The sequence below is a fragment of the Sessilibacter sp. MAH1 genome (genome assembly GCF_054658315.1).
In genome coordinates this window covers 41,898-68,291 of sequence record NZ_BAAGIC010000004.1, presented here as the reverse complement: position 1 = coordinate 68,291, position 26,394 = coordinate 41,898, and the positions used below count along the sequence as shown (strand labels likewise).

19 protein-coding genes are annotated in these 26,394 nt (G+C 40.5%); 11 read left to right on the top strand and 8 right to left on the bottom strand.

What is annotated here, in order from left to right:
* The first annotated feature begins 351 nt into the window (after positions 1-351).
* Positions 352-1,764, top strand: a complete 1,413-nt coding sequence (locus ACYQ28_RS05335) for a sensor histidine kinase (RefSeq protein WP_460048607.1) — start codon at positions 352-354, stop codon at positions 1,762-1,764.
* Positions 1,757-2,389 (top strand): response regulator, encoded by a 633-nt coding sequence (locus ACYQ28_RS05330; protein ID WP_460048605.1) that lies wholly within the window; start codon positions 1,757-1,759, stop codon positions 2,387-2,389. Before ACYQ28_RS05335 ends, ACYQ28_RS05330 begins: the two co-directional genes overlap by 8 nt.
* A 101-nt stretch (positions 2,390-2,490) precedes the next feature.
* Here ACYQ28_RS05330 and ACYQ28_RS05325 read toward each other — a convergent pair whose 3' ends face one another.
* The 5 genes from ACYQ28_RS05325 to ACYQ28_RS05305 form a co-directional block, all read right to left on the bottom strand.
* Positions 2,491-2,937, bottom strand: coding sequence for a cupin domain-containing protein (locus ACYQ28_RS05325; protein WP_460048603.1), 447 nt, complete (start codon positions 2,935-2,937; stop codon positions 2,491-2,493).
* 279 nt (positions 2,938-3,216) lie between these two features.
* Positions 3,217-3,393 (bottom strand): hypothetical protein, encoded by a 177-nt coding sequence (locus ACYQ28_RS05320; RefSeq protein WP_460048602.1) that lies wholly within the window; start codon positions 3,391-3,393, stop codon positions 3,217-3,219.
* Between the two features lie 182 nt (positions 3,394-3,575).
* A complete protein-coding gene (locus ACYQ28_RS05315; protein ID WP_460048600.1) occupies positions 3,576-5,285 on the bottom strand; it encodes an ATP-binding protein in 1,710 nt (569 codons plus the stop codon).
* 423 nt (positions 5,286-5,708) lie between these two features.
* A complete protein-coding gene (locus ACYQ28_RS05310; protein ID WP_460048599.1) occupies positions 5,709-6,473 on the bottom strand; it encodes a TIGR04219 family outer membrane beta-barrel protein in 765 nt (254 codons plus the stop codon).
* A 419-nt stretch (positions 6,474-6,892) separates the two neighbouring features.
* On the bottom strand, positions 6,893-7,783 hold the full coding sequence (locus ACYQ28_RS05305) for a LysR family transcriptional regulator (RefSeq protein WP_460048598.1): 891 nt from the start codon (positions 7,781-7,783) through the stop codon (positions 6,893-6,895).
* 127 nt (positions 7,784-7,910) lie between these two features.
* Between ACYQ28_RS05305 and leuC the strand changes: the two genes are divergently transcribed.
* From leuC to ACYQ28_RS05280, 5 genes are all read left to right on the top strand, one after another.
* Positions 7,911-9,329, top strand: coding sequence for a 3-isopropylmalate dehydratase large subunit (gene leuC, locus ACYQ28_RS05300; protein ID WP_460048597.1), 1,419 nt, complete (start codon positions 7,911-7,913; stop codon positions 9,327-9,329).
* An 11-nt stretch (positions 9,330-9,340) separates the two neighbouring features.
* Complete coding sequence (gene leuD / locus ACYQ28_RS05295) at positions 9,341-9,991, top strand: 3-isopropylmalate dehydratase small subunit (protein WP_460048595.1); 651 nt, start codon at positions 9,341-9,343, stop codon at positions 9,989-9,991.
* A 37-nt stretch (positions 9,992-10,028) separates the two neighbouring features.
* The gene (gene leuB, locus ACYQ28_RS05290) at positions 10,029-11,114 is read left to right on the top strand and encodes a 3-isopropylmalate dehydrogenase (protein WP_460048594.1); all 1,086 of its coding nucleotides are present in this window, start codon (positions 10,029-10,031) and stop codon (positions 11,112-11,114) included.
* 1,473 nt (positions 11,115-12,587) lie between these two features.
* Entirely contained in the window at positions 12,588-12,896 is a 309-nt protein-coding gene (locus tag ACYQ28_RS05285) for an STAS domain-containing protein (protein WP_460048593.1), read from the top strand.
* A gap of 14 nt (positions 12,897-12,910) precedes the next feature.
* Positions 12,911-14,662 carry a SpoIIE family protein phosphatase gene (locus tag ACYQ28_RS05280; protein WP_460048592.1) on the top strand — a complete coding sequence of 584 codons (1,752 nt, stop codon included), beginning with the start codon at positions 12,911-12,913 and terminating at the stop codon, positions 14,660-14,662.
* Between the two features lie 312 nt (positions 14,663-14,974).
* Here the strand turns inward: ACYQ28_RS05280 and bioA are convergent, their stop codons facing one another.
* Positions 14,975-16,291, bottom strand: coding sequence for an adenosylmethionine--8-amino-7-oxononanoate transaminase (gene bioA, locus ACYQ28_RS05275; protein ID WP_460048590.1), 1,317 nt, complete (start codon positions 16,289-16,291; stop codon positions 14,975-14,977).
* Between the two features lie 294 nt (positions 16,292-16,585).
* On the opposite strand from bioA, the gene ttcA reads away from it, so the two are divergent.
* Both ttcA and ACYQ28_RS05265 read left to right on the top strand, forming a co-directional pair.
* Positions 16,586-17,518 (top strand): tRNA 2-thiocytidine(32) synthetase TtcA, encoded by a 933-nt coding sequence (gene ttcA / locus ACYQ28_RS05270; protein ID WP_460048932.1) that lies wholly within the window; start codon positions 16,586-16,588, stop codon positions 17,516-17,518.
* A gap of 1,124 nt (positions 17,519-18,642) precedes the next feature.
* Entirely contained in the window at positions 18,643-21,135 is a 2,493-nt protein-coding gene (locus ACYQ28_RS05265) for a sensor domain-containing protein (protein ID WP_460048589.1), read from the top strand.
* Positions 21,136-21,151: 16 nt separating this feature from the next.
* On the opposite strand, the gene ACYQ28_RS05260 is transcribed toward ACYQ28_RS05265, so the two are convergent.
* Both ACYQ28_RS05260 and ACYQ28_RS05255 read right to left on the bottom strand, forming a co-directional pair.
* Positions 21,152-22,630, bottom strand: a complete 1,479-nt coding sequence (locus ACYQ28_RS05260; RefSeq protein WP_460048588.1) for a sensor histidine kinase — start codon at positions 22,628-22,630, stop codon at positions 21,152-21,154.
* A 51-nt stretch (positions 22,631-22,681) separates the two neighbouring features.
* Entirely contained in the window at positions 22,682-23,434 is a 753-nt protein-coding gene (locus tag ACYQ28_RS05255) for a response regulator transcription factor (RefSeq protein ID WP_460048586.1), read from the bottom strand.
* Positions 23,435-24,331: 897 nt separating this feature from the next.
* On the opposite strand from ACYQ28_RS05255, the gene ACYQ28_RS05250 reads away from it, so the two are divergent.
* A complete protein-coding gene (locus ACYQ28_RS05250) occupies positions 24,332-24,748 on the top strand; it encodes an SMI1/KNR4 family protein (RefSeq protein ID WP_460048584.1) in 417 nt (138 codons plus the stop codon).
* Positions 24,749-24,970: 222 nt separating this feature from the next.
* Positions 24,971-26,080, top strand: a complete 1,110-nt coding sequence (asd, locus tag ACYQ28_RS05245; protein ID WP_460048583.1) for an aspartate-semialdehyde dehydrogenase — start codon at positions 24,971-24,973, stop codon at positions 26,078-26,080.
* Positions 26,081-26,394 lie beyond the last annotated feature (314 nt).

Genomic DNA, 26,394 nt, shown 5'->3' with positions numbered 1-26,394 from the left:
ACATAACTTATATTAGAGGAAACTCTGATTAACCTAGAGTTTCTCGCGACACAAGGATGTGTCGTCAATTTCAAGAACTGTAAGTGATTGAAATTGTGAAGAAATTGGAAATCACATTTTCAATTTCTGTCCTCTGATTAAATCAAGGATGAGTTAATCAGAGGTTCCTAGAAAATCTTAAGCTTTTTAGTTGCTCAGTTTGATTAAAGGAAGATTTCCTAGGGTATAGAGGGAAAAATTCATACTACTCACTTAGGTGACGATCAAGACAAGACTCAGTATTATTCATATCGGCGGTACAGCGCTTTATTGCCTAAAACCATCGCAAAATTCAGAAGAGACCCTTAATCAATGAATCACAATATCGACGAATCGGTCATGCCCAGCGAAGGTAATGAAGTGAATTTAGTCAGAGTTCTTATGGTTCGGGTTACTGTGTTCGCGCTGTTGGTTTGTTTGTGTGCGTCGGTGGTGATTTTTTATCAGGCTAAGGTACGAATTCAATCGAATATTATGCAATCTGGCAATACCTTAGTGCAGCTTCTTAAAAATGAAGTAACAAGAACTAAAGGATCATTCCAATTCAGTTTAGATCGTCTTGAAGATATCTCTTTAACCTCAATTTCAGACATTGCGTCTGCCATGGGTGTCTGTACAGAAGTTAAAAATATTTTTAATCAAACGGTTATTGATCAATGTTTTGGTGACGAGAGTGCTTCACCAAGAATTATATCTTGGGGACTAAGTAAACTCATTGATATCAATATGCGTTCAGAAAGCTCACTGCATACCAGTAATTCGGGTGTCGTCGTTGGACAACTGATCACCTATCCAAATATAAATCATGAAAGTAACAAAATCTGGCAACAGCTCAGTGTTGTATTTATTATGACATTGAGCATTCTGCTTTTGAACTTATTGATTTATTTGCCGGTTAGAAAAGCACTTAAGCCAACCGACGAAATATTAAAAACCATCAGTTTATTAGAAAACGGCGATCTAACTGCTAGAATGCCCAAACCAGAATTAAGAGAACTAAGAAGAATTACCGTTGGTTTTGATCATCTTACCAGTCGATTAGAATGTACTTTGGCCGAGCAACGAGTTTTAGCGCAACGTTTACTCACCGTAAGAGAAGAAGAGCGTCGCTATTTAGCCCGAGAGTTGCACGACGAATTTGGCCAACTGTTAACGGCTATTTCGGCAGATTCAACGTTTTTGTCGTCTCGCTTAAAATCAACTGATCCACAAGCCTTACCGGCAATTGTTTCAATAAAAACGAACACATCAGACATAATGGCTAATTTGCAAAATCTTCTTTCTCAACTGAGGCCTCAAGGATTGACGGAGTTTGGATTAAAATCCAGCCTAGATTACCTGGTGGAAAGTTGGCAAAGACGACTACCTGATTTGTGTATTATTTTTGAGGTTGATGGAAAACTTGATGGCTTGGACGATAATACCAATGTGACGATATATCGCATTGTGCAAGAATCGCTGACTAACGCTCTAAAGCATGGCAAACCAACAAAAATCATTATTTCAATTAAAAAAAGCAGCGACGAGATTAATATCACCATCAGCGATAATGGCTGTGGTTTAAATATAGACGAAACTAATGCGGGCAATGGTGTTCTAGGCATGCGAGAACGGGTAGCGGCATTGGGTGGTGTATTTGAGATTATTCAAAATAAAACCGACGGTGTTCGCGTAATCGCAAAGATTAAACTCAATGCGAATACTACAGGTCAAACCTATGAATAAAATTACTCTGTTGTTGGTTGATGACCATGCGGTGGTTCGAGCCGGTTACAGACGATTACTCGAAAATCAACCGGATCTAACGGTAATTGGTGAAGCCGAAACCGCGCAACGAGCGCTTGATATTTGGAAATCCAAAAATCCAGATGTTATTGTGTTGGATATTGGTTTGCCTGATATTAGCGGCATAGAGCTTTTACAACGATTTATTCGAAAAGACGGTAATGTTCGTATTTTGATTTTTTCAATGCACCGTGATCCAATATTTATCAGTCAAGCCATTCGTGCCGGTGCACTAGGTTATGTAACCAAAAGTAGCCCAGCAGAGATAATTATTGAAGCGGTTTATAAAGTTGCTAAAAGACAACAGTTTATAAGCCCAGATATATCATCCGATTTAGCAATAGCGCTGTTAACAGAGCCTGCAAATCCTATTCGAGAATTATCCCCAAGGGAATTTGAAATTCTGCAAATGTTATTAAATGGATTAGATGCCCAAGCCATCGCAGATGCCTTGTCAATTTCCAGCAAGACCGTTCATAACTATCATTATCAGATCAAAATAAAACTGGGCGTAAAAAACGACATAGAGCTTGCTCGAATTGGTTTTAAATATGGATTGATCTAGTATCTTAAACTAATTCATAAGAAGCTCTGATTAACAGAGGCTTTACTGTAATCAGAGCTTCTTAACGTTAAAAGATTCTCAACGTTAAAAGACTTTAAAGGTTATTGTTCCATCTTGGCTGCATTGATTGCGACAAGCGTTGCAAACGTAACGGTATCTAACAATGCGCCGTCATCGTCCAGCAATTCATACAATACTTCTTGTGCGCCTGGGCGTATACTAAAAAAAACTACCGTATCAATATCGCCGCCACCTTCTCTGTGAGGTACTTCATTGGCAGGTGAGACAGTATAACTGCCGGTTACACGTTTTTCTTTTACACTTCCATCAGGCTCATAAATAAAGTGATCACCCTGAATAACGAAGATATGATTCAAAGCCACATGGCGATGTAAAACAATTTGTTGATTTGCGGGCAATTTAAACAAAACATCGGCAATACGGGCTTTTTCATCAATGTTAAGAATTGAAAAATAAAATGCCGGAGTAAAATCACCAAAAGATTGCCAAGTAATATGTTCGTCGTTAAATGTGTGCGCGGTCATCATTGTAGTTCCCCAAATTATTATTGTTGAACTACAGAGACTAATAAGATTCGGTATTTTGTACTATATGAATATCTCCTTTATTCGGTTGTTATAACTTCACTTGTACACAGATATCTAAAATGGTGTTTTACAACCACAATGCTTTGAGTGTTTATACCAATAGCTCTTTTTTTTTGTCGTTTTTTTTGGAACATAATCGATGCAGAGCTGTTAAGAGAAAGTGATGTATTTTTAGATAGAAAATGGCATAAGTAAATTTTAAAAAATTAAATCAAATGCCTAATCGTCATCGACAATTTCCAACGTTTTTTCTTGAGCGCCGTTATAGGTTCCCTCATCAACAATATGTCTTAGTTGAATTTGGCAAGACGGGCATTCAAATTCTCCGCCTTCTTCAACGCCTCCTTCCTCTAAAAAATAATAAGATATACCGCTATCACAATTTGGGCATCGCATTGCTATTACCTTATGTTCGCTGATCTAAACATGCAGTATATTGCGTATGGAGTGGTAAAAATCTGATTGATATCACAGTAAGATTGATTTCACTGTAAGTGTGTTGGATAAAAATTTTTAATTCAATTGATTTTTATCGACTCATTTTTTGAGACTAACGGCAAAATTTTTACCAGTTTAATTTAATCGTTTAGGTTCGCGATATCTATTGCTCTAAATTTCGCGCAGTGTTCAAATATATTAATATCTGCGCCAATATTTCGATAGGTGCAAAATCGTGCAACGAGTTTGGCGAGACCTTTTATGTCGCGGCCGCTGGTTTTAGGAAAGTGGTTTGAAAGTGTTTCGCACATGTCTTCGGTGAGGTTTAGTCCAAATTGTTGTGACATTACCTGCCAAATTTTTGCGCGTTCTTGTTCGTTGGGTTGCTGGTAACGAATCATGGCAATACAGCGTGAAATTATGGCTTCGTCGATATCATCGATTCGGTTCGTGGTCATAAATAACAAGCCGTTAAAATATTCCAGTACGCGCAAAAATACGCCCACAACAGCATTCATTGTTAAATTGTCGTCGCGGCGTTTTATGTAGACATCGGCCTCATCAATTAACATAACCGCCCCCCAGCGCTGCGCGCGAATTAATACGTCTTTTAAATTAGCTTCCATCTCGGCTACATTCAAACCTAATTGGCCTGAATGAACACGGTACAATGGTCGGCGAATAATTTCTGCATAAACTTCTGCGGTTAATGTTTTGCCAACACCCGGTGGACCGCTGCACAATACCGTGGTACCACCAGATTTTCCCTCTACGATGTCTTCCATTAATATTTCCATTTCGGCGGTTAAGATATCAATTAATTCGACATGTTCGGTAGGGAGTACTAATTTATCTTTTAATTCGGGTTGGTAACGGTAGGGTTCGATATTATCGACATGAACCCAAAGATGATGATGCAGTTCTAGGTGAAACATTAAAATAAACCCATGCATCGGAATTTCGGTAAAGCTGTTCTCAGAAAAAGTTGCTTGAAGGTGTTCGATAATTTTTTCGGTACTTGGCGAAAAAGGCGAGTTTCGGTCGATTTTTTTAGTTAAAGGCTTTAATACCGTGTTGGCTTGATTTAACGTTAATTCGCGCTGGGTTAAAATGGCTTCGTCGTTAACAACTCTGGTCGGACTGCCTGATGTTGATAAGATAACCCGTGTTTTTTGTGACCAGTCTGTTTTTCGCTGATTGGCACTTGGGTCTTCGGCATAAATTCCGGTACCAAGCGCTGAGAATTGCTCGCCAAAATCACTGCGCCATTGTTGGTATTTGATATTGCTTTGGTCGAATTCGGCAATAAGTTCTGGGCTTTCTTTTAAATAGCCTTTTTCGGCTAAAATCTCCGCCACCGACAAATTTGATAGATCACGTGCTGAGATAATAATTTGATTGTTGGCAAGTTTACCACGCGTGTTGGCTTTAATTTCTATAAGTATTCTTGGTTGATCGTCTTGACCGCCGGGTGTGTAATCGATGCGGCTAATGACGTAGGGCAGTAGTGAACCACCGCCGTCCAATAAAAATAACCAGCCTCTAATTGCATCATCGCAAAGATATTCAATGAGTTTTGCTAGAAATTCTTCTAAATCGCTGCTTTCAAAGGAGGGTTGACCTCGTGAATTTAGCAAGGATGTCATGACCGCGAATTTGGTCGCATTTTTATTGGCGTAGAGTTCTACAAGTAATGCTAAGAGTTCATTGGTTAAATCAGAAAATTTAACTTCTATACGCCCCGCAAGTTTTAATTGCTCTTGCCACGAATTTTTGCTGTTGCTACTGAGCAGAATATTAAAATCTTCTAGAATACGAGTCGCAATGTCTCTTTCAATGTGTAATTTCATTAAGAGCAATCCGCAGGTTTTGTTAAACTGTTTGCATATATTTTTAATAAGCCAGTTCAGCAAAGGCTATGCCTTTTATTGATTGGGAGAGGTCATTCAACTCTGTGTGGATGACTACTTGCTTAGTAATTATTATGTATTTTCAAGGGCTTAGCTTTTGGAAGGGACACAACACTTTATCTGTTACGATATTTTTAGGGAGTTGTATGTGATTTTAGAGAAGGTCGCGAAAGATAATTTGTAAAGTAGCGCGGTATAACTTTGTTTGATATGCAACAAGATGTTGTACGAGTTTATGAATGGTTTTTAATCTTGTTCAAGATGCTCGAAATTATCGAGCATCTTATTTGGAGCACCTTATTTGGAGCGACTGAATTTAGAGGTTACTTATTTAATGTAACCCTTAAAAGTAAAAAGCTACGTCTAAAAATGAAAAGTCACAGCGCCGTAAAAACCATCGATTTCAATGTCGGTATTAAAATCATCAAGGTCGTCGAGTTCCAGTTCGATAATGCGATAACCAAACTCTATTCCTAAATCGACGACGCTATCAAATGCGTAACCACCTCTGAGGGTTATGTCACTGAGAGAGTCGCCATCGATATCAATAAAGCTGGCATCGGCACCAACGTAAAATCCCGTTGCTGGAATATCAAATTGCACTTTGCCGTACAGCATGGGTAATGTTGCATCAATATCTAAGGTGTCTCTGCCGCTATTTTCACCGGTGACGGTTACTTCGCCATCAAATACTCTGGCATTTATACCTAAATCTACGGAAACGTAATTATCGAGAATTTCGTAATACAAAATAACATCGGTGTGGCTTAAGTCTAAATCTGTTGCGACGGTTTCATTGACGTTAAAGGTGATATCGTCAAACTCAAAAGCACGATTAAGAGTGGCTGTTTCGCTGGTGTCCACTTCGGTTCGTTGTAAGCGAATGTTGGGTAATACCGGAATAGGGTGTTCTAGAGCAATGTAGCCAAAGGAATAGTTATCGTCGTCGAAGCCTAATTCTTCAATATTCAGTGCGCTGTTGCCAATGTCACCACTGTATTCTGGATTCCAATTACCGATACCGGCATAAACACCAAGAATGGTATCTGCGTGTGCAGTCGTCAGAGTGAAAGGTGTTAGCAGTAAAGGTGTTAGCAAATATTTTGAAACGTTCTTAACAGAAAGCATTTTAAGTTCCTTAATCACTCAATAGCTTGAGTCTTTCAATGGCCCGTGTGTTTTGCATACTACAAGAGCAAGAGTTTTAACCGGTTTAAGAAATATATGCGTTTATTGTGGAGCTTTTTATTGGATTTTTCTGTGAAATATTCGTTTTATTTAAGTGCCGATATAAAAATATAAAAGGATCTCTGATTAACTCAGAGCTTTCATCTGAGTTTTGGTAACACAATAATCTGAGTTTTTGGTAACACAATAAGTAGTTGCTAATTATAAGAACAGTTGAATTCAAGAGCGGTTGATTTTAAGAGCAACTGATTTTGACAACCAACAATGGATGATTGAAATGGCACAGAAATAGAGTTTCGTACTTTCAATTTCTGCTCTCAAATAAAATATAGAAGCGTTTATCAGTGATTTCTATGACATTAAAGTAAGACGTTTGATTTTCCAGTCTCTTTAAACAGCTTTAAAAATGCTCGGCTAGCGTTGCTGAGCGTTCGCTCTTTGTGGTGAATTAAGCCGAGCCTTCTATGAACCTGAACTGAATTTAAGGTTAGAATTTTTAAATTTTCATCCAAAGTTATTGTTTTAGGCAAAAGGCTCCAGCCTAAACCGATGGAAACCATCATTTTTATGGTTTCTAAATAGTTGGTTGCCATGCGTAATTCTAACGGTAATTTTTTTGATGCAAATAATTGGCTCACCAGTTGGGTGGTGTAGGTATTTAATTCGGGAAGAATTGCCGGGTATTTACTTAAATCTTTGAGTTTTAAATCGGTAATTTGCGCGATAGGGTGCTCAGGTGCGCAGACGAATTCTAATGGATCTTGCCAGACCTGAGTTTCTTCAATATTCGGATGTGGTTGACTGGCAAGCGTGACCACCGCCAGTTCAGTGTCACCGCTCAATATTTGCTGAAGTGCAATTTCGGAGTCTTTAAAATCCAAATTGAGTTTTACCTGCGGAAACTGATCGGCAAATGTTTTTAAATACTTGGGCAGATGATGCAAACCAATGTGATGGCTGGTTGTTAATTTTAGCTCGCCACCAATATTGCCCGATAAATTCGTAATTAAGGTTTCTGCTTCTTCAATTTCGCGCAATATTACCTCTGCTTTGGGTCGCAAGGCTTTACCTGCTTCGGTAAGGTTAATGTTACGTGCGATTCTATCGAATAGCGTGCAGTTAAGTTGTTGTTCTAGCAGGGCAATTCGTTTACTCACCGCAGGTTGGGTGATGTGTAGTTGTTGCGCCGCTACAGAGAATGATCCGGTCTCAACAACGGTCAAAAAGGCTTTTAGAAGCTGTGTATCCACGAGAACACCTTATGCATTCCTATTGGGAATGCAAAATATAAAATATATGAATTTGTTTTATGGTAGTTCTCTTCATACAATAACCGCAAGATTTAGAATAATTCGCCTGATTTTTTTGGAGAAACCCATGGCCGGTAAGACGCTATACGACAAATTATGGGAAGCTCATCTTGTGCAAAATCGAGATGATGGTTCTGCGCTTATTTATATTGATCGCCACATTGTTCACGAAGTGACTTCACCTCAAGCCTTTGAAGGTTTGCGCTTAGCGGGTCGTCCGTTATGGCGCGCAGATAGCATTCTGGCGACGCCAGATCACAACGTGCCAACGACCTTATCTGAGCGCGCCAAGGGCGTTGATGGTATTGAAGATTCTGTGTCTAAGATTCAAGTACAAACCTTGGATGACAACTGCGACGAGTTTGGTGTGGTTGAGTACAAAATTAACGATGCTCGCCAAGGTATTGTGCATGTGATTGGCCCAGAAAGCGGCGCTTGTTTACCGGGTATGACCATTGTTTGTGGTGACTCACATACCGCCACCAACGGCGCTTTGGGCGCTTTGGCGCACGGTATTGGCACCAGTGAAGTGGAGCACGTAATGGCGACCCAATGTTTGGTTGCCAAGAAAATGAAAAATCTGCTGATTAAGGTGGATGGCACGCTGGGTAAAGGCGTCAGTGCCAAAGACGTGGTATTGGCGATTATCGCCAAGATTGGCACCGCCGGCGGTACTGGCTTCGCTATGGAATTTGGCGGCCAAGTGTTCCGTGATATGTCGATGGAAGGTCGCATGACCGTGTGTAACATGGCTATTGAAGCGGGTGCACGTGCGGGTATGGTTGCCGTTGACGACAAAACCATCGAATACGTTAAGGGTCGCGACTTTGCGCCAAAAGGCGAGCAGTGGGATCAAGCCGAAACCTACTGGCGCACCTTGGTCAGTGATGACGATGCCGTGTTCGATAAGGTAGTAGAAATTAACGGTTCCGAAATTTTACCGCAAGTTAGCTGGGGGACTTCTCCCGAGATGGTTCTGCCAGTCAATGCTTCGGTTCCAGAACCGCAACTAGAATCTGATCCCGTTAAAAAATCCGGCATTGAGCGCGCTTTGAGCTACATGGGTTTGCAGGGCGGCCAAGCCATTACCGATATCAAGGTTGATCGCGTATTTATTGGTTCTTGCACCAACTCTCGTATTGAAGACATTCGCCAAGCGGCTGAAGTTGCTAAGGGTCGAAAAGTCGCAGACTCGGTTATTCAAGCCATGGTGGTACCGGGCTCTGGTCAGGTAAAAGCCCAAGCAGAGGCCGAAGGTTTGGACAAAATCTTAGTTGAAGCGGGTTTTGAATGGCGTGAACCGGGTTGTTCGATGTGTTTGGCCATGAACGCCGACAAGTTAGGTAACGGTGAACATTGCGCTTCTACCTCTAACCGAAACTTTGAAGGTCGTCAGGGTTACGGCGGTAGAACGCATTTAGTGAGCCCTGCCATGGCAGCTGCTGCGGCAATTGCTGGTCACTTTGTAGACGTACGTGAGTTTTAAGGAGTTCTAAGATGAAGAGTTTTACGCAAATTGATGGCTTGGTCGCGCCAATGGATCGAGCCAACGTTGATACCGATATGATCATTCCTAAGAACTTTTTAAAATCCATTAAGCGCTCGGGTTTTGGTAAAAACTTGTTCGATGAATTGCGTTACATGGACGAGGGCTTACCGGATCAAGATTGTTCGCATCGCCCGTTAAACCCAGATTTTCCACTGAATTTCCCACGTTACCAAGATGCGCAGGTGCTTTTGGCCCGTGAGAACTTTGGTTGTGGTTCTAGTCGTGAACACGCGCCTTGGGCGCTGGATGATTACGGTTTTCGTTGTGTGATTGCGCCAAGCTTTGCCGATATTTTCTACAATAACTCGTTTAAAAATGGCTTGTTGCCGCTGATTTTACCGGCAGAAGTGGTTGATCAGTTATTTGCAGAAATGTACGCCAACGAAGGCTACCGCTTGCATGTGGATTTAGCCGCACAAACCGTAACCACGCCAAGTGGCGAGTCGTTCTCGTTCGAAATTGATGAATTCCGCAAGCATTGCATGCTTAACGGTTTAGACGATATTGGTTTAACGCTACAAGAAGCCGATGCAATTCGTGCCTTTGAAGAAAAAGCGAAGCAAACCACCCCTTGGGTGTTTGGCATGATCAAAGCGTAAGCAACTGAATAAAGCTGCTGAAAATAGAGAGCAAGTTATGAGTAAGAATGTATTAATTATTGAAGGCGACGGCATCGGCATCGAGATTGTTTCCCAAGCCGAGAAGGTTCTGAAGGTAATCAACAAGAAAGACCAATTAGGTTTGGAGTTTGACTACGCTATGTTAGGCGGTCGCGCCTACGACAAGTATGGTCATCCTTATCCTGAAGAAACTCGCGAAAAGGCTCGTAAGGCCGATGGTATTTTGTTTGGCGCTTTGGGTGGCCCGCAGTGGGATGGCAAAACCGAGCGTCATTTGCGTCCAGAACAAGGCTTGTTAGATATTCGCTCCGATTTGGGTTTGTTCGCCAACTTCCGTCCTGCGAATGCATTTCCACAGTTGGTGGATGCATCACCGCTAAAGCCCGAGCTGGTAGCGGGTTTGGATATTCTGATCATTCGTGAGTTAACCGGCGGCATCTATTTTGGCCAACCGCGCGGTATTCGCATCAACGACAAGGGCGAGCGAGAAGGATTCAATACCGATGTATACAGCGAGTCTGAGATTCGTCGTATTGCTCACGTTGCCTTTCAAGCGGCACAAACTCGCAATAAGCGCGTGTGTTCTATCGATAAAGCAAACGTACTAGAAGTTACCGTGTTATGGCGTGAAATCATGGAAGAAGTCGCTAAAGACTATCCAGAGGTAGAACTTACGCACATGTACGTAGACAACGCGGCCATGCAGCTGGTGATTCGTCCAAAGCAGTTTGATGTGGTGGTTACGGGTAATTTGTTTGGCGATATTTTATCCGATGAAGCGTCTATGGTGACCGGTTCCATCGGCATGTTGCCTTCGGCTTCACTGAATGAAAATAGCGCTGGTTTTTACGAGCCTTGTCACGGTTCAGCGCCAGATATCGCCGGACAAAACATCGCCAATCCATTGGCAACCATTATGTCTGCGGCAATGATGTTGCAGTATTCGCTGGGTGCACCAGAAAGCGCGGCAAAAATTAATGCAGCGGTCAATGCGGTGTTAGATAAAGGCTTAAGAACGCGCGATATTAAGTCTGAAGGCTGCACGATTGTGTCTTGCTCGGAGATGGGCGATGCTGTGGCTGAAGCGATTCAGGCGCTGTAAGCCCTATCGATAGATAATCAACCAGTTTTTTAAACCTCTGATTAATGCATGTGTTATTGAATCAGAGGTTTAAAAATGAAAAATCGATTTTCAATTTCTGTGTGATTTCAATAACTTATCTGTATCGAAAGACCTCTGTATCGAAAGGTTTCTGCATCAGAAGGTTTTTGCATAGAAAGCGTCGATACAAATGCATTTCTGCAAAAAACGCGGATTTATCTCGGTTTCTTCTTATTATTCTTATTAATTCAGCATTCTTTGCTCAACTGTTTTAATGATTGAACCTAAGTTGTTGATCAAAACATTTGCCATGAGAATAATTCGCTACATTATTAAATAAAATAAATTCTATAATTTTTAATATTTATAATTATTTTATATATCCTTCTTTGGTCCTGTTGCGTAATTTTTTCTTTCTTGTTTGAACAAAATTATTCTTTATATTCTTAGTTTTTAAGCTTAAATGTTACTGAAAGATGATTTTTTGATTATTGAAATTTTAGTGCTTAAAACAAATTCGTGTATTTGCCGTCAATTTTTGACGAGATTAAGTTTTTTTATTTCTTTATGATGTAAATCGCCTAAATTCTATAATATTTAATTGTGTTGCTAATAGACAACACAATGTTGCACGGTTGCGAGTTGTTGCAATAGAGCTGCATAAATTATGAAAATAGATATAATCCCCGCCTTGTTGGAATTTCCATCTTATTAAGTCGCTGAGTTAATACACGTCAAACAATGCGCTTAGTCATAGGTTACTTCTTTTTAAAACCTCCAATAGAACAGGTTCTTTGTCCTATATATTTAAATGGCAGGACGGTTTTGAAATTTGGTTATAAGCAGTTGAGTCATAAATTATCTGTAAATTACGTCGGATTGTATTTTTATCCACTTTAATAAATAGGCATAACGTCTATTTTAGTAATGTGCGATATATTTATACACGGCCTTTGTGACTCTCAGTTTTCATGACTCTAAGCGTTAATGACTATAGGAAACTCTGATTAACCTAGAGTTTCTCGCGACACAAGGATGTGTCGCCAATTTCAAGAACTGTAAGTGATTGAAATTGTGAAGAAATTGGAGATCACATTTTCAATTTTTGTCCTCTGATTAAATCATGAATGAGTTAATCAGAGGTTCCTATAAGTTTTTTGGCTATATCATGACTATAAGTTGGAACTTAAAACAGTTTTTGAACGTTTTAAATTTATTATGGAAGTGTAATGTTGATGATGTTAACAGCTTGTTCATTAAATCTAGGTTGTTAGCTGCTAAACAGTAAATTTTTTCTAATAAAAGCCGATAACTGCACGTTGATGTTTAGAAAATGGGTTTTTATTATTAAATACTTGAACAGCAACTTTTGATCGGACTATTTATTCTATTGAACGAACAAGGTTCTCGAAAAAAAGATTTAAACTTACACGAATACTTAACGAAAATACGGACTTAATAAAGAGAAAGTGTATGCCTATAGAGTGTCAATTTGACCAAGAGCATGGTGAACTTAACTTGCTAATGGATGAGCGTTTTGAATTTGAAAATTGTCGTGAGTTTAGAGTTGCTTATGAATCAGCCAAAGACCATGATCTTCATAATATTACTTTAAACTTTGCTCATACCCGCTATGTTGACAGTTCTGCGCTGGGTATGATGATAAACATGAAAAGATATTACGCCGATCAGGCCGTTGATATTAAGTTGACGAATTGCTCTGAGCAGATCAAAAAAATATTAATTGTTGCTCACTTTGATAAGCAATTCGAAATACTCTAGCGCTGGAGACGTACTTGAAGCTCCTGATCGCTGACGGTGTCGAAGCGAACCGTCATTTTCTACAGCGCCTTTTAAAAGATTCTGGTTTTACTTGTATAGAAGCCAAAAATGGATCTGAGGCGGTTGAAATGGTTGTACAGCATGAAGATCTGTGCGCTATTTTAATGGCTGTAGAAATGCCAGAAATGAGCGGTCTGGATGCTACCCGTATTATTAAAAAAACCATTAAAGATATTTATTTGCCGGTAATTTTTATCACATCCATGGATGATGATGAGACCTTGGAGCAATGTTTTGCGTCCGGCGGTGATGACTATCTTTCAATGCCTCTTAACAAGACGGCTCTAATCTGCCGATTAAACGCACACCGTCGTTTATATTCACTGACCTCTAATATTAATCAAAAAAATAAAGAGCTACAGTTTCACCAAGATATGGTTGAGCGTGAACACGCTGTGGTTGAGCACGTATTTGCCAATGTTATTAATCCGGCTATGGCTCAGCTTGATTTTGTCCGCCCATATATTTCACCCATGACCACTTTTAGTGGTGATTTGTATCTGGCTTCAATTAATGCAACCGGTTCGACCTACATTTTTTTAGGTGATTTCACCGGACATGGCTTGTCGGCGGCCATTGGTTGTATGCCGGTCTCAGATATTTTTTATGCGATGTCTAGCAAATGTGCTTCTATTGCAGAAATTGCTGCTGAAGCGAACCGTAAATTACTGCATATTTTGCCCGACAATATGTTTTGTTGTGCAGTGATTCTTGAACTTAGTACCGAACAAGATTTTATGCGTGTGTGGAGCGGTGGCATGCACGATATTTTAATCTTTGATGCCAATAATCAACTGGTACAACGCATAGAGTCGCAACACATGCCTTTGGGTGTACTCGCAGGTAATGAGTTTGATAGCACGACGGTTGAATATGCGCTAGAAAAAAATACTCGCATGTTAATGTTTACCGACGGTGTTATTGAGGCGCAAGATGAAACAGGCGAGCAATTTGGTGAAGATAATTTAGAAGCATCAGTGACAACATCTAGGTTAAAACCACTTGATGCAGTGATGGATGCTTTTAAATTATTCAAACCGGATGGCGAGCAGCAAGACGATATTTCTATGGTGGAAATATCCATTAACGAAGATTACCAAGTTCCAAAAAATATCGTTCAAAAAATTCCCTCTCGTATTAACGCAATTTCATTGGGTGAACATAAGAATGGAATTTTACCTTGGCGACTCACTGTGCAGTTAAATCCTTCGGATTTCACCAATGAAGGTTTAACCAATCATGTTTTGGGTCATATGCTCGCAGGAGGTTTGTCAAGAGAACAGCAGGGTAATGCATTTCGAGTTGTTGCCGAGCTCATAGACACGAAATTATTAAATGTCAAAATTACTAATTGCACCGGTGCAAAACTGAAAGTGTCTGGCGTTAACTCGGAGACTTCACACTCTAATTATTCTTGCGAAAGTACCTGTGTTAAAGCATCATCTTTGAAGGAGTTTACGTCAGAATTTCAGTTAATTCTGACTGTAACCGTAGAGCCGGAGCCTTTATTAGCCGTCGATATTATGATTGGCTCTTGTCCTTTAAAATCATTTTGTGGCCAAGAGTCAGATCGTGGTCATTCATCTGTGTCTTTTTGTGAAGATAAATCAGAACTTTCTTTATTAAACGGTATGTGTAAAACATTAACCGTGTACAACGGCGGTTGTGGTATTAAGGCCGAAGTCAAATTAAACATGACTCAATAAGACTCCGGGAATATAAGTTCGAGAAATCTCTGATCAACTTTTCTACAGTTGAATCGGAGCGTAGCGATTAGCACCGCATTTTGCGTCAATACTAAGTCAACGCGATTTTCTTTAGGAACCTCTGATTAACTCATCCATGATTTAATCAGAGGACAGAAATTGACAATGCGATTTCCGATTTCTTCACAATTTCAATCACTTGCCGTTCTTGAAATTGGCGACACATCCTTGCGTCGCGAGAAACTCTAGGTTAATCAGAGTTTCCTATAGATTAATTAGACATCCCTTAAATTGGTCTCGATTCTGGCGTTTTTATTGTTGAGACGCACAAATTCTTTCGACTACGGTTAACAGTTGGTGACATAAAAATCGCAATTGATTTTCGCTGATGACCAGTGGCGGCATAATGTAAACCAGTTTGCCGAAAGGTCGAACCCAAATTCCGGCTTGTACAAACCAGTCTTGTACATCGTGTAAAGTAACTGGATTTTCCAACTCTACCACGCCAATTGCACCGAGTGATCGAACATCGCTAACACCTTTTATGAATTTAGCGGGCGTTAATTCTTGAATCATTATGTGATGAATATGCGCGACTTGCATTGGCCAATTTTGTTGTTGGAGCAGTTGACAACTTTTTAGTGCAACGGAACACGCCAGGGGATTGGCCATAAATGTTGGGCCGTGCATAAAAACAGGAACGTCACCGGTGCAAATTTTTTCAGCTATTTCGTTGGTGCATAGGGTCGCAGCAAGAGTCATGTAACCTGCGGTTAGAGATTTTCCTAAGCACAGAATATCGGGTGTAATATCGGCGTATTCGCAGGCAAATAATTTACCGGTGCGACCAAATCCGGTGGCAATTTCATCGGCAATTAATAAAACATTATGCTCCTCACACAATTGTTTGACGCGCTTTAAAAATTCGGGGGAATAAAAATTCATGCCTCCGGTGCCTTGTACAATAGGCTCTAATATAACCGCCGCAAGTTGATCACGATTTTTTATAATGGTTTCTTTAAAATCTTTTAGGTGTGACTCGTCAAAGGTCTCATTAAATTTCACGCTGGGTGAGTCGGTGAATACTTGCTTTACCAAAATCTCTGAAAAAATATGATGCATTCCAGTTTCGGGATCGCATACAGACATGGCCGCAAAGGTATCGCCGTGGTAGCCGCGTCGAAGACTCATCAATTTATGTTTGGATTTTTTACCCTGAGACTGCCAGTACTGAAGAGCCATCTTGATGGCCACTTCAACGGCAACCGAGCCGCTATCGCTGAAAAATACTCGTGTTAATCCAGTGGGCGTCATGTTTACGAGAGTTTCGGCCAAATCCACCGCGGGTTGGTGGGTTAGTCCACCAAACATAACATGAGAGACTTTATCGATCTGCGTTTTTAATGCTTGATTCAATTCAGGATGGTTGTATCCGTGAATAACAGACCACCAAGAGGCCATGCCGTCTACCAGTACTCTGCCATCAACCAGTGTGATTTCAGCGCCTTCGGCACGCTCAACCGGATATACCGGTGACGGAACAAGGGCGTTAGAGTAGGGGTGCCATAGAAATTCTTGATCTCTTTGAATAAGAGATTCAGCGAGTTTTTGCGGGTCTTGTACAGACATAACATACCTAAAAATTTTGAAATCACGCTATTGTAGGGATCTTGGCTTAACAAAGAAATCTTTGCACCGTGATTGCTAAGGTTTGGTCGTTGTATTGGTCGTTGCATTGGCAGTGAATAGCGATAAAATAGCCGGCTTTTTAGTCATGCTCGGACGCGAATATAGGTATCCGGCGTGGCTCGCAATGCCAGCCGATTTGGGCGAGTGTTGTCGATTGCAGTCATGGGTTGCAGTCCTCGCTAGCAAGGTTACGCTGAAACACGTTCTTAATGAATTAGGTTAATTGATATGACAATGGTGAGTGATCGTAAAGGTCGTTTGGAATTTAACAAGCTGCAAAAACGATTGCGCCGTTTGGTTGGGCAAGCCATTATCGATTACAACATGATCGAAGCGGGTGACAAGGTCATGGTGTGTTTGTCTGGCGGTAAAGACTCCTACGCTATGCTTGATGTCCTTATGGCGTTACAAAAAACAGCCCCTATCAACTTCGATTTAATCGCCGTAAACCTTGATCAAAAGCAACCGGGTTTTCCGGAACATGTTCTCCCAGAATACTTATCAAAGATTGGTGTCGATTTTCATATCATCGAACGTGATACCTACAGTGTTGTGAAAGAAGTTATTCCCGAAGGAAAAACAACCTGCGGTCTTTGTTCGCGATTACGTCGCGGCACTTTATACGGGTTTGCAGAAGAAATTGGCGCGACTAAAATCGCCTTGGGTCATCATAAAGACGATATCGTAGAAACCTTATTTTTAAATATGTTTTACGGTGGACGTTTGAGTTCTATGCCGCCAAAATTGCTGGCCGATGACAAGCGTAATATTATTATTCGGCCGATGAGTTATTGTCGTGAGCGCGATTTAGAGGCTTGGGCAGAACTGCGCGAGTTTCCAATTATTCCGTGCAATCTGTGCGGTTCACAAGAAAATTTGCAACGTCAAGCAATCAAAGCGATGTTACAACAGTGGGATAAACAATTCCCCGGGCGTACGGAAACTATTTTTGGCGCACTGCAACGAGTGGCTCCTTCGCAATTGGCGGATTTAAATTTATTTGATTTCGTAAATTTGAAACTGGACCGAGAATCATCAAGCATAGCTGATAGTAATACCAGCGATTTAGAAATGGGTGCTATGCCTTGGTCGAAAGATTTGCCCGCAAGCTCTAATGAATCATATTTAACTGATGAAGTTGTTAAAATTATTGAGCCGGTTCGCTAGTCGCTTATTTAGATATTGCTGTGACGTCTATTTGACGGGGGCTCGGCTTAATTGAGAGTTTCCGTTACTGCGAGAGTTTTGGATACTACAAGTATTTATCGAAAATTTTCGCACTCATAAATTATTAAAATAATAAAGAAATTGGAAATCGTATTTTCAATTTTAATCTTTTAATTCAATGACAAATCAGCTGGTTCGAATTATCAGCGTTGCTTTTTTGGCTGATTTTCTTAGTAGATTGGTTCATTCCTTGTTTTATTGCTCAGGCCTTGTATTACAAGCGGTTGCTAAAAAATATCTGGCTGATGTAAAACCTTCTGCCTTTTTGGCCAATACAAACAGAATGTTTTTGCTTCAGATCTATTGAGTAGCCCCAAATGTCCCTACAATAAAATTCGTGTCGTCTATAAGCCTGAAACTTCTTATTTCGAAGATTTAGATTGGTGGCGTATTTATTATTAAAGATGGGTAATGATATTGCTCATAGTTAACGTGATACGAATCGATATTTTCTCCATTTTATTAAAAGGGTTATTAACAGGTAATGCATATTTTTCTGATTTAGATTTAGCTGTTTTAGGCTTATCTAACAGTCTGTATTTGTAGGAAGCTCTGTTTAACCCAGAGTTTTCAGCTGAAAATGGATGTATCGCCAATTTCAAGAACTATAAGTGATTGAATTTACGAAGATATCGGAAATCACATTTCGATTTCTATTCTCCTATTAAATCATGGAGAGGGTAATTCGAGATTCCTATAGCGAATTACAATGCTATTTTTTACAGGTTTGTGTTGAGTTTAAATTGACACCAAGAAAAATGCTGTTAAGGGTTACCTTATAATGTCTGTTTTTTCAAAGAATCTTGGGTTTAAAATTTATATTTGATGAATAAATACGAATATTCCGCGTAAATTATTTTAAGGGCTGGAAATGTTTAAGTATCTTTAACTATACTATTTTCTTGTAATTATAAAAAAAATATAATTACGTCTAAATGTGAATAAATCGTTCCGAAATATAAGTGTTTAGGGTTTGAAAAACATACTGTTCGTCTTTGCGTATCTTAGCGGCTCAGGCTACAGACTCCCTTTCTTAGTTTAGGAGAATGTGGAAGAAAATTGTAATGCAAAGCCCCAATAAATCTGGTTTAGCGTCCTATGATAACTCCCGTGTTATTGGCTTGGGTGTCCTTCTATTTTTGATAGTTGTTATCGTCTCGGCGATGTATCAGGTTAACAGAACATTCTCGCAAGAAAGAGAAGAGTGGTTCGATACGTTTAACCAAACATTACCGCTTATAGAATCTTTGATAATCAATCGATTAATTCTCTCCGAAGAAGGTGCATCTCAGTTTCAAGTCAGTGAAATTTCCTACAATAATAATATTCATTCGCTCACCATTACCGACGCTTTAAACAGACCTGTGTATGAGTACATAAGTATCAGTGATGAGCACAATGCTTTTATATGGTTTACGCAATTGTTGGGTGATCAATACGTTCTGTACAAAAGGGATCTGCTTTATACGGATTCTGATATTAATGCCGAATATCTTGGTAATTTGTCCATTGAGATTGATCAGAATAGTGTTTATACCCCGTTGTATAAGGCGGCTATTACTGATTTTATAGTTCAGGTTTTATTGGATTGTCTATTGTTATTGTTGTTGGTGTATTTTTATTACGTCTATTACTCTAAGCCTGCACGTAAACTCGCAGACGAATTGCATTCTTTGAGTTTAAACGATGCACAAAATCATCGGATCGCAAGTTTTGATAACCGGCAAGACAGCTTTGGTGATTTGGCAAATTCTGCGAATCATTTGCTATCAGAACTCGCTTCTGTCATTAAATCTGAAGGTCATCTAAAAGATCGACTTGCGCACCACCAATTGCATCTTCGTCAATTAATTGATTGTTTACCGGTGTATTTGTGTGTTCGCAACGCGAATGGACAAATTCTTTATGCGAATTCGGCGTGGTCGGCGACATTTGGTTTGTCTGTTGATGAAGTGTGTAACAAAAAATTCTCTGAAGTGGTTGATAAAGACGCAGAAAAGCTGCTTGGTGTGGCCCAGCATGATCGTACAGTTTTAGAAGAAGGGCGTAGTATTTTTGTAGCTGAAGAATGTTGGGTTGACAGTTTTGGTAATCCGCAAGTTTGGCAGAGTCATTATGTAAAATTGCGTTATGAAAATCAGCCTGTTGTATTGGTTGTTTCGTCGGATATTAGCGACCGTAAAAAGAAAGACGCTGATATCGAATTTATGTCCTACCATGATCCTTTAACAACCTTACCGAATCGTATTCAATTGGTTGATCGGCTCGAAAACGAAATTCATCGCGCCGCACGTCATCATTATTTCGGTGCAGTATTATTTATAGATCTAGATCAGTTTAAAAATATTAATGACTCTTTAGGTCATCCCGTGGGCGATATCGTCTTACAAGAAGTGTCTCGAAGGCTTTCTGCTTGTGTACGCGAAGGTGATGTTGTCTCGCGCTTGGGCGGCGATGAATTCGTGGCCGTGTTAACGGTTTTAGACACTGGTTTTGCTAGCGCCGAGAAAAAAGCCGTTAAAATTGGTGAAAATATTCGTGCACAAATATCACAACCTATTTTTCACAAAGATTTAGAGCTTCGCATCACCGCAAGTGTTGGGGCGGTTATTTTTCCGGATGGTAATGTCAGTGTTCATGAGCTGCTGAGCTATGCGGACACTGCGATGTTTCAGGTTAAAGAGACCGGTCGCGACGGCATTGCTCTTTTTAACGAAACCATGGCGGAATATTCTCGTAAGCTAATTTTGTTAGAAACGCAGCTTCATAAAGCGCTGGCGCTTGAGCAATTTGAGCTATTTTTCCAACCTAAAGTAGATGTTATGACGGGTTTTTTGACCGGCGCCGAGGCGTTACTGCGTTGGAAGCATCCTGAATTAGGTTATCGAAGTCCCGGTGAGTTTATTTCAATATTAGAAAGCTCGGGATTAATTGTTCAGGTGGGGAAATGGATTCTTGAGGAGGCTTGCCGCAATCTTAAAAGCTGGCAGGCCGCGTCTTTGTGGTTTCCAGAGATGCGTTTGAGCGTCAATATCAGCCCTCGACAATTTAGGCATCCAAGTTTTGTGGAGGATGTAAAAAGCATATTGCAGCACATTCCAATACAGCCAAAGACTCTCGATATAGAAGTGACAGAAAGTGTTGTTATCGGTAACGTGGATGACACTGTCGAAACGATGAACATGCTGGGTAAAGAAGGAATCAGTTTTTCTTTGGATGATTTTGGTACGGGTTATTCTTCCATTAGTTATTTAAAACGCTTGCCTGTTTCTACCTTAAAAATTGATCAGAGTTTTGTGCGCGATATCAGCGTCGATCGCAGCGATAAGGTCTTGGTTCAATCCATGGCAAATATGGGTAAGTTATTGGGACTAAAAGTAGTTGCAGAAGGTGTTGAAGAGAACGACCAATTGGATATTATTCGCGAGTTTGGATGTGATGAATATCAGGGATATTTCTTCAGCCGCCCAATTCCATGCGTTGATTTTATTGAGTTATTAAAGCGACACCGGCAAATGCGGGGAGCGAACGGTTCACGCCCCGCAACTTCTGGTTGATTTATGCAGTTACTGATTACGCGGCAACCAGTGGAAGAGGAAAGGTAAAGCAAGCACCTTTGTTAGGTTCTGAATTAACATTGATCGTACTGTTATGCAGCTCCAAAATTCTTTTCACAATTGCCAAGCCCAAGCCAGTACCTGCCTGTTTCGATGCGGAATTCGAACTTTTATAATAGCGATCAAAAATAAATGGAATTTCATCCTTGGCAATGCCAACTCCGGTATCTTGGATTGACACCAAAACAGAATTCTCTCGTTCAGATAAATTGATGTTGATTTGCCCACCGTCGGGTGTATGGCGCAGTGCGTTATCGATGAGATTTTGAAAAACTCTTTCGATCAAGCTCAAATCCCCCATCACCAAAAGGTTAGGTGTTTTTTGATTGAGTTTAAACGTGATGCCTTTTCTCGCGGCGTGTAGGTCGAATTCCTGGACAATGTCATGAATGAGCTCGGCAATCGAGAACGGTGTTTTTTCAACAGCCATGCTACGACTTTCGAGTTTAGAGAGCTCAAACAACGCTGAAATTAATTTGCCCAAGCGTTTACTGTGTCGAAGCGCAATTTTTAGATAGTCTTTCTTCTGCTGATTATCGAGTCGATCCAGCTTTAAGATGACCGTCTCAATGTAACCTTGAATGGATGCCAGCGGGGTACGTAAATCGTGAGAAATATTCGAGATAAGCTCTCTGCGCAAATGTTCACTTTGCTGCATTTCTTTAAACTGATCTTTAATTCGTTTTTGCATCACTCCAAAACTTGCCTCTAGGGCAAGCAGTTCATCTTGGGGAAGAACACCTTTATCTTTTGGTAGCGCGCATTTCTCTTCGGTAAAAAAGGTACGAGTTTGTTCGGTAAGATTTTTAAGTGGCTTGGTGATGCGTTTAAAGCCAATGTACAAGCTAATAACCATCACGATCATCAATGCGGCAACAATACCCAAGCTGACTTTTAGGATGTAGCTGGTTGTAAGTTGTTCGGCAATAGATTGGAAGGATTGGCTAGATAAGACAACGTACAAATAGCCTTTTAACTCGCCATTTAAAAATACGGGTGCCGCCGAAAATATGCATTGTTGGCTGGGCACTCTCGGATCATCTCCGTAAATGGGGCCGTTTAATTTGCCGTCTAAAAAAGACGAAACCGGAGAAAGATTTACTCGTGTAAGTTGAACGTCGTCGGTATGTAACGCGTGGCCCAAAATTTTTCCGTTTGGATCGAGTAGGTAGACCTCAACCAGCGGGTTAATCATCATGGTATGCATGGCGGTGTCGGTGAGAGCTTCTTTTCTCACCTCGCCGTCTTTATCAAATAAGGCTTCTTGGTGTTCAATGATGTATCTAGCCAGCTCTTTGTTCAGCAATTGAGTAATTTCAGCGTGATATTGGCTGTTACTCCAGAGGGTGAGAGCAAGAATTGATGCTGTGGCGAAAAGCGTAAAGGCAATTAACATTGCCGTTAGTTTTCCGTGCAGAGGCAGTTTAGAAAACATCACTAATTCCTTACTGTGTGCTGTGGTTTGGCGTGTTTAAAGAATGATCAGCTAAGCATCTTTCACTTCAAAGCGATAGCCCACACCCCAAATCGTGTGAATAAAGCGTGGGTTTGTCGGATCAGCCTCAACTTTGCCGCGCAAGCGGTTAATGTGAGAGTTAACAGTATGTTCGTAACCTTCATGACCATAGCCCCAAACTTCTTGTAGAAGTTCTAGTCGTGTAAAGGCTTTTCCTGGGTGGGATGCGAAAAACCACAATAAATCGAACTCTTTAGCCGTGAGATCAACAGGTTTGTTGCTTAACGATACGGTTCTGCGTGATTTATCAAGAATAAGATCGCCGCGTACTATCACATCGCCGGAATCATGATTAGGGTCGCTTAGCATGTTTACACGACGTAAAAGTGCTTTAATGCGCGCGTTGAGCTCTAAAATGCTAAAAGGTTTGGTGAGATAATCATCTGCTCCCAACTCAAGGCCAAGTACTCTATCGAGCTCGGTAGAGCGAGAGGTCAGCATTAAAATGGGTACATAATTGTAATTGCTGCGTAGTTGTCTACAAATTTCCAGACCATCCATTGACGGAAGCTGTAAATCTAAAATAATAAGATCCCAGCGCTGGGTAGTCGCCTTTCTGAGTCCTTCTAGACCATCTTGGGAGCTCTCGACATGGGTGGTAGCTGAGCTTAAATGTAATTGGATTAAGTCGGCGATGTCTTTTTCATCTTCGATTACCAAGAATCGCTGAGGTTTATCTTCGCTGCTACCTGAGTCACCTGTAGCTGGCACTTTGTGTTCCATAGTCAACGCCTTATTGTTCCAGTATTTAAGCAAATCGGTTTTGAAGAGTTTCACTGACAGAAAGTAATTAGTTGTTTGAACGATTACAACCAGTTTTATGGTCTTTTATAACTTTTATAGTGGTTGCTTAATACTTTACCTGCTGATTAACTGACTTGAAGACTCTTCGAAGAGGGAAATTCCTTCCAATTCGCTGTTTGAGACATGCCTTTGAAGGTAAAGAGAGTGAATAAATTACCCGTCTTTTTGATGCTTAAAACGACTGTTTATTTTTTAAAAAATTTCAGCAACGTTAGCTAAAACTCTTAACGTTTGTATAACATTGCGTAAGACCAGCCAATTTAACAGAATTCTCCTTGGATGCGGCCTACTTTTAAAAATAGGAAACTCTGATTAACCTAGAGTTTCTAGCGACACAAGGATGTGTCGCCAATTTCAAGAACTGTAAGTGATTGAAATTGTGAAGAAATTGGAAATCGCATTTTCAATTTCTGTTCTCTGATTAAATCATGGATGAGTTAATCAGAGGTTCCAATAGTGTTTGCACTAAAAATTGTGATTACCGCTGTGCGTGGTCTAGTTCTTAAGTTCTGATCGGTTCAGATTCAATGCTGCGTTTATTCAGTGCGAATTTGCTCTTGCAGAATCTCAGGTAAAGAGGCTTGTTTACATTCGCTTTTATTTAATTTGTAATTTGCGGTCGTCCTTTTAAGCTCATTTAGCTAGCGAAGCCTGTTATCTCAAGGTTGGATTTCTGAGCTTATCGATTTTTTGTACAAAACTCATAGGAATCTCTGATTAACGCATCCAAGGTTTAATCCGAGACCTGAAAGCTTCCGGGTTAATCAGAGTTTTCTATTCCCTTTAATCTCTTATACCAGCAAGAAAGTTCTACTTATGATTATGAAAGAAGATGTTTTAGAGAAATTAGCCAACATTTCTCAAAGCACTTTATTACCGATTCCTCAGGCAACTATGGATGATATCGTCGATGCCCAAGAAGAAATGTTGGTGTCTTTTCCCGCTGAGTTCAGGGATTTCTTAATCTCTGTAAGTCACATGGAGGTAGGATCAATCGAGCCGGTCACTCTCAGTGACCCTGAACTGCATACCTATTTGCCCGAAATGGCTTCGCAAGCCTGGGAATTGGGGTTACCCAGAGATCTTTTGCCACTGTGCAGAGTTGAGGACGGCTTCTACGTTGTGACGCTTGCCGATCAAGTGGAGTTTTGGCGAATAGAAGACCAAGATTTTAGCGGAGATATCTGGGAGTCGATCTGGCAGTGGGCCGATGAGGTTTGGCTCGAAAGTTAAAATCTACCCAAAAGTGCAGTTATTTCAATGAAATAAAGGGCTGCGTGGTTAGCGTCTTTATCTGTACTGAGTATTTTTTGATTGCCTATTTATCAATAAATGTGATGATCAAATTGCCCAGTGTTTACATTCAACGCCTACAATTCATAGCCGCAAGCAAGTACAGGTGCTAAAATTGCGCCCCTTTTTTATCTATTGATGTTATTTGAGAGAGTTAAAACTATGCGTGTTGGATTTGTTGGCTGGCGAGGAATGGTTGGTTCTGTTCTTGTAGAAAGAATGTTATCCGAAAACGATTTCACGGACATCGAGCCAATTTTCTTCACGACATCAAACCCCGGAGGTAAGGGGCCCGATATTGGTAAGGAGATTCCACCGCTACAAGACGCAATGTCTGTTGATGCTCTTTCAGATATGGACGTAATTCTCTCCTGCCAAGGAGGAGATTACACAAAAGAAATCTATCCGCAGTTACGTTCTGCTGGCTGGAAAGGTTATTGGATTGATGCCGCTTCTGCGTTGCGTATGTCTCAAGACTCGATCATTGTTCTAGATCCAGTGAATGCCGATGTTATCAAAAATGGTTTGGCCAATGGCGTAAAAGACTTTATTGGCGGTAACTGTACCGTGAGTCTGATGTTGATGGGTTTGGGCGGTCTATTCAAAGAAGGTTTGGTTGAATGGGCGAGTGTTATGACCTACCAAGCAGCGAGTGGTGCTGGCGCTAAAAACATGCGTGAGCTCATTGCTCAAATGGGTGTTTTAAGAGATTCGGTCTCTGACCTGTTGAATGACCCTGCAAGTGCTATATTAGATATTGACAAGAAAATTGCTCAAACAATGCGCTCTGCTGAATTCCCTACCGCTGAATTCGGCCATCCTTTGGCAGGTAGCTTGTTACCGTTTATTGATACTCAACTCGATAATGGCCAAAGCCGAGAAGAGTGGAAGGCTCAAGCTGAAGCCAACAAAATTTTAGCAACACAAACTCCGGTGGCAATTGATGGTACTTGTGTTCGAATTGGTGCGATGCGCTGTCACAGCCAAGCAATTACGCTGAAATTAACTAAAAATGTTGATTTGTCTGACATTGAAACGTTAATCGAAAACTCTAATGAGTGGAGTCGAGTCGTTCCGAATGATCGCGCTACTACCATGGCTGAACTTACACCCACTAAAGTAACCGGTACTTTGGATATTCCTGTGGGTCGTTTGCGTAAGCTAAGTATGGGTGATCAGTACTTAAACGCATTTACAGTTGGTGACCAATTACTTTGGGGTGCTGCTGAACCGTTAAGAAGAATGCTACGCATCCTAGTCGAAAGCCGTTAAGCAGTGGCTTTATAACTTTTAGTGGATGTATTTAGATATGCTTGAGATAAAAGTACTCAAGCATATCTACCAAATCGATTGACATTTCTATTACGAGTCTTGAGTCTCATTAATTAGCTACGAAAAATTTAAAAATTCATACCGGGCAGTAGCTTCATCGGCCGACATTGAAAAAATGTGCATTAGGTCAACATAATTGCAAGAAACAACCGTTTTTGCCCACGCTTAAATTCTCAAATATTGCGAAAATCCTATTTATAATGAATACTTACGTGTATAAGTGAATGCGAATTCGAGATTTATCTGAGAAATTA

Bases quoted from the DNA above. Each gene is read 5' to 3' on its own strand.
- ACYQ28_RS05260 (WP_460048588.1), bottom strand. From the start codon at position 22,630: ATGTTTTCTAAACTGCCTCTGCACGGAAAACTAACGGCAATGTTAATT.
- ACYQ28_RS05250 (WP_460048584.1), top strand. From the start codon at position 24,332: ATGATTATGAAAGAAGATGTTTTAGAGAAATTAGCCAACATTTCTCAA.
- ACYQ28_RS05320 (WP_460048602.1), bottom strand. From the start codon at position 3,393: ATGCGATGCCCAAATTGTGATAGCGGTATATCTTATTATTTTTTAGAG.
- ACYQ28_RS05265 (WP_460048589.1), top strand. From the start codon at position 18,643: ATGCAAAGCCCCAATAAATCTGGTTTAGCGTCCTATGATAACTCCCGT.
- ACYQ28_RS05310 (WP_460048599.1), bottom strand. From the start codon at position 6,473: ATGCTTTCTGTTAAGAACGTTTCAAAATATTTGCTAACACCTTTACTG.
- leuD (WP_460048595.1), top strand. From the start codon at position 9,341: ATGAAGAGTTTTACGCAAATTGATGGCTTGGTCGCGCCAATGGATCGA.
- ACYQ28_RS05255 (WP_460048586.1), bottom strand. From the start codon at position 23,434: ATGGAACACAAAGTGCCAGCTACAGGTGACTCAGGTAGCAGCGAAGAT.
- bioA (WP_460048590.1), bottom strand. From the start codon at position 16,291: ATGTCTGTACAAGACCCGCAAAAACTCGCTGAATCTCTTATTCAAAGA.
- leuC (WP_460048597.1), top strand. From the start codon at position 7,911: ATGGCCGGTAAGACGCTATACGACAAATTATGGGAAGCTCATCTTGTG.
- leuB (WP_460048594.1), top strand. From the start codon at position 10,029: ATGAGTAAGAATGTATTAATTATTGAAGGCGACGGCATCGGCATCGAG.
- ttcA (WP_460048932.1), top strand. From the start codon at position 16,586: ATGGTGAGTGATCGTAAAGGTCGTTTGGAATTTAACAAGCTGCAAAAA.
- asd (WP_460048583.1), top strand. From the start codon at position 24,971: ATGCGTGTTGGATTTGTTGGCTGGCGAGGAATGGTTGGTTCTGTTCTT.
- ACYQ28_RS05315 (WP_460048600.1), bottom strand. From the start codon at position 5,285: ATGAAATTACACATTGAAAGAGACATTGCGACTCGTATTCTAGAAGAT.
- ACYQ28_RS05335 (WP_460048607.1), top strand. From the start codon at position 352: ATGAATCACAATATCGACGAATCGGTCATGCCCAGCGAAGGTAATGAA.
- ACYQ28_RS05330 (WP_460048605.1), top strand. From the start codon at position 1,757: ATGAATAAAATTACTCTGTTGTTGGTTGATGACCATGCGGTGGTTCGA.
- ACYQ28_RS05285 (WP_460048593.1), top strand. From the start codon at position 12,588: ATGCCTATAGAGTGTCAATTTGACCAAGAGCATGGTGAACTTAACTTG.
- ACYQ28_RS05325 (WP_460048603.1), bottom strand. From the start codon at position 2,937: ATGATGACCGCGCACACATTTAACGACGAACATATTACTTGGCAATCT.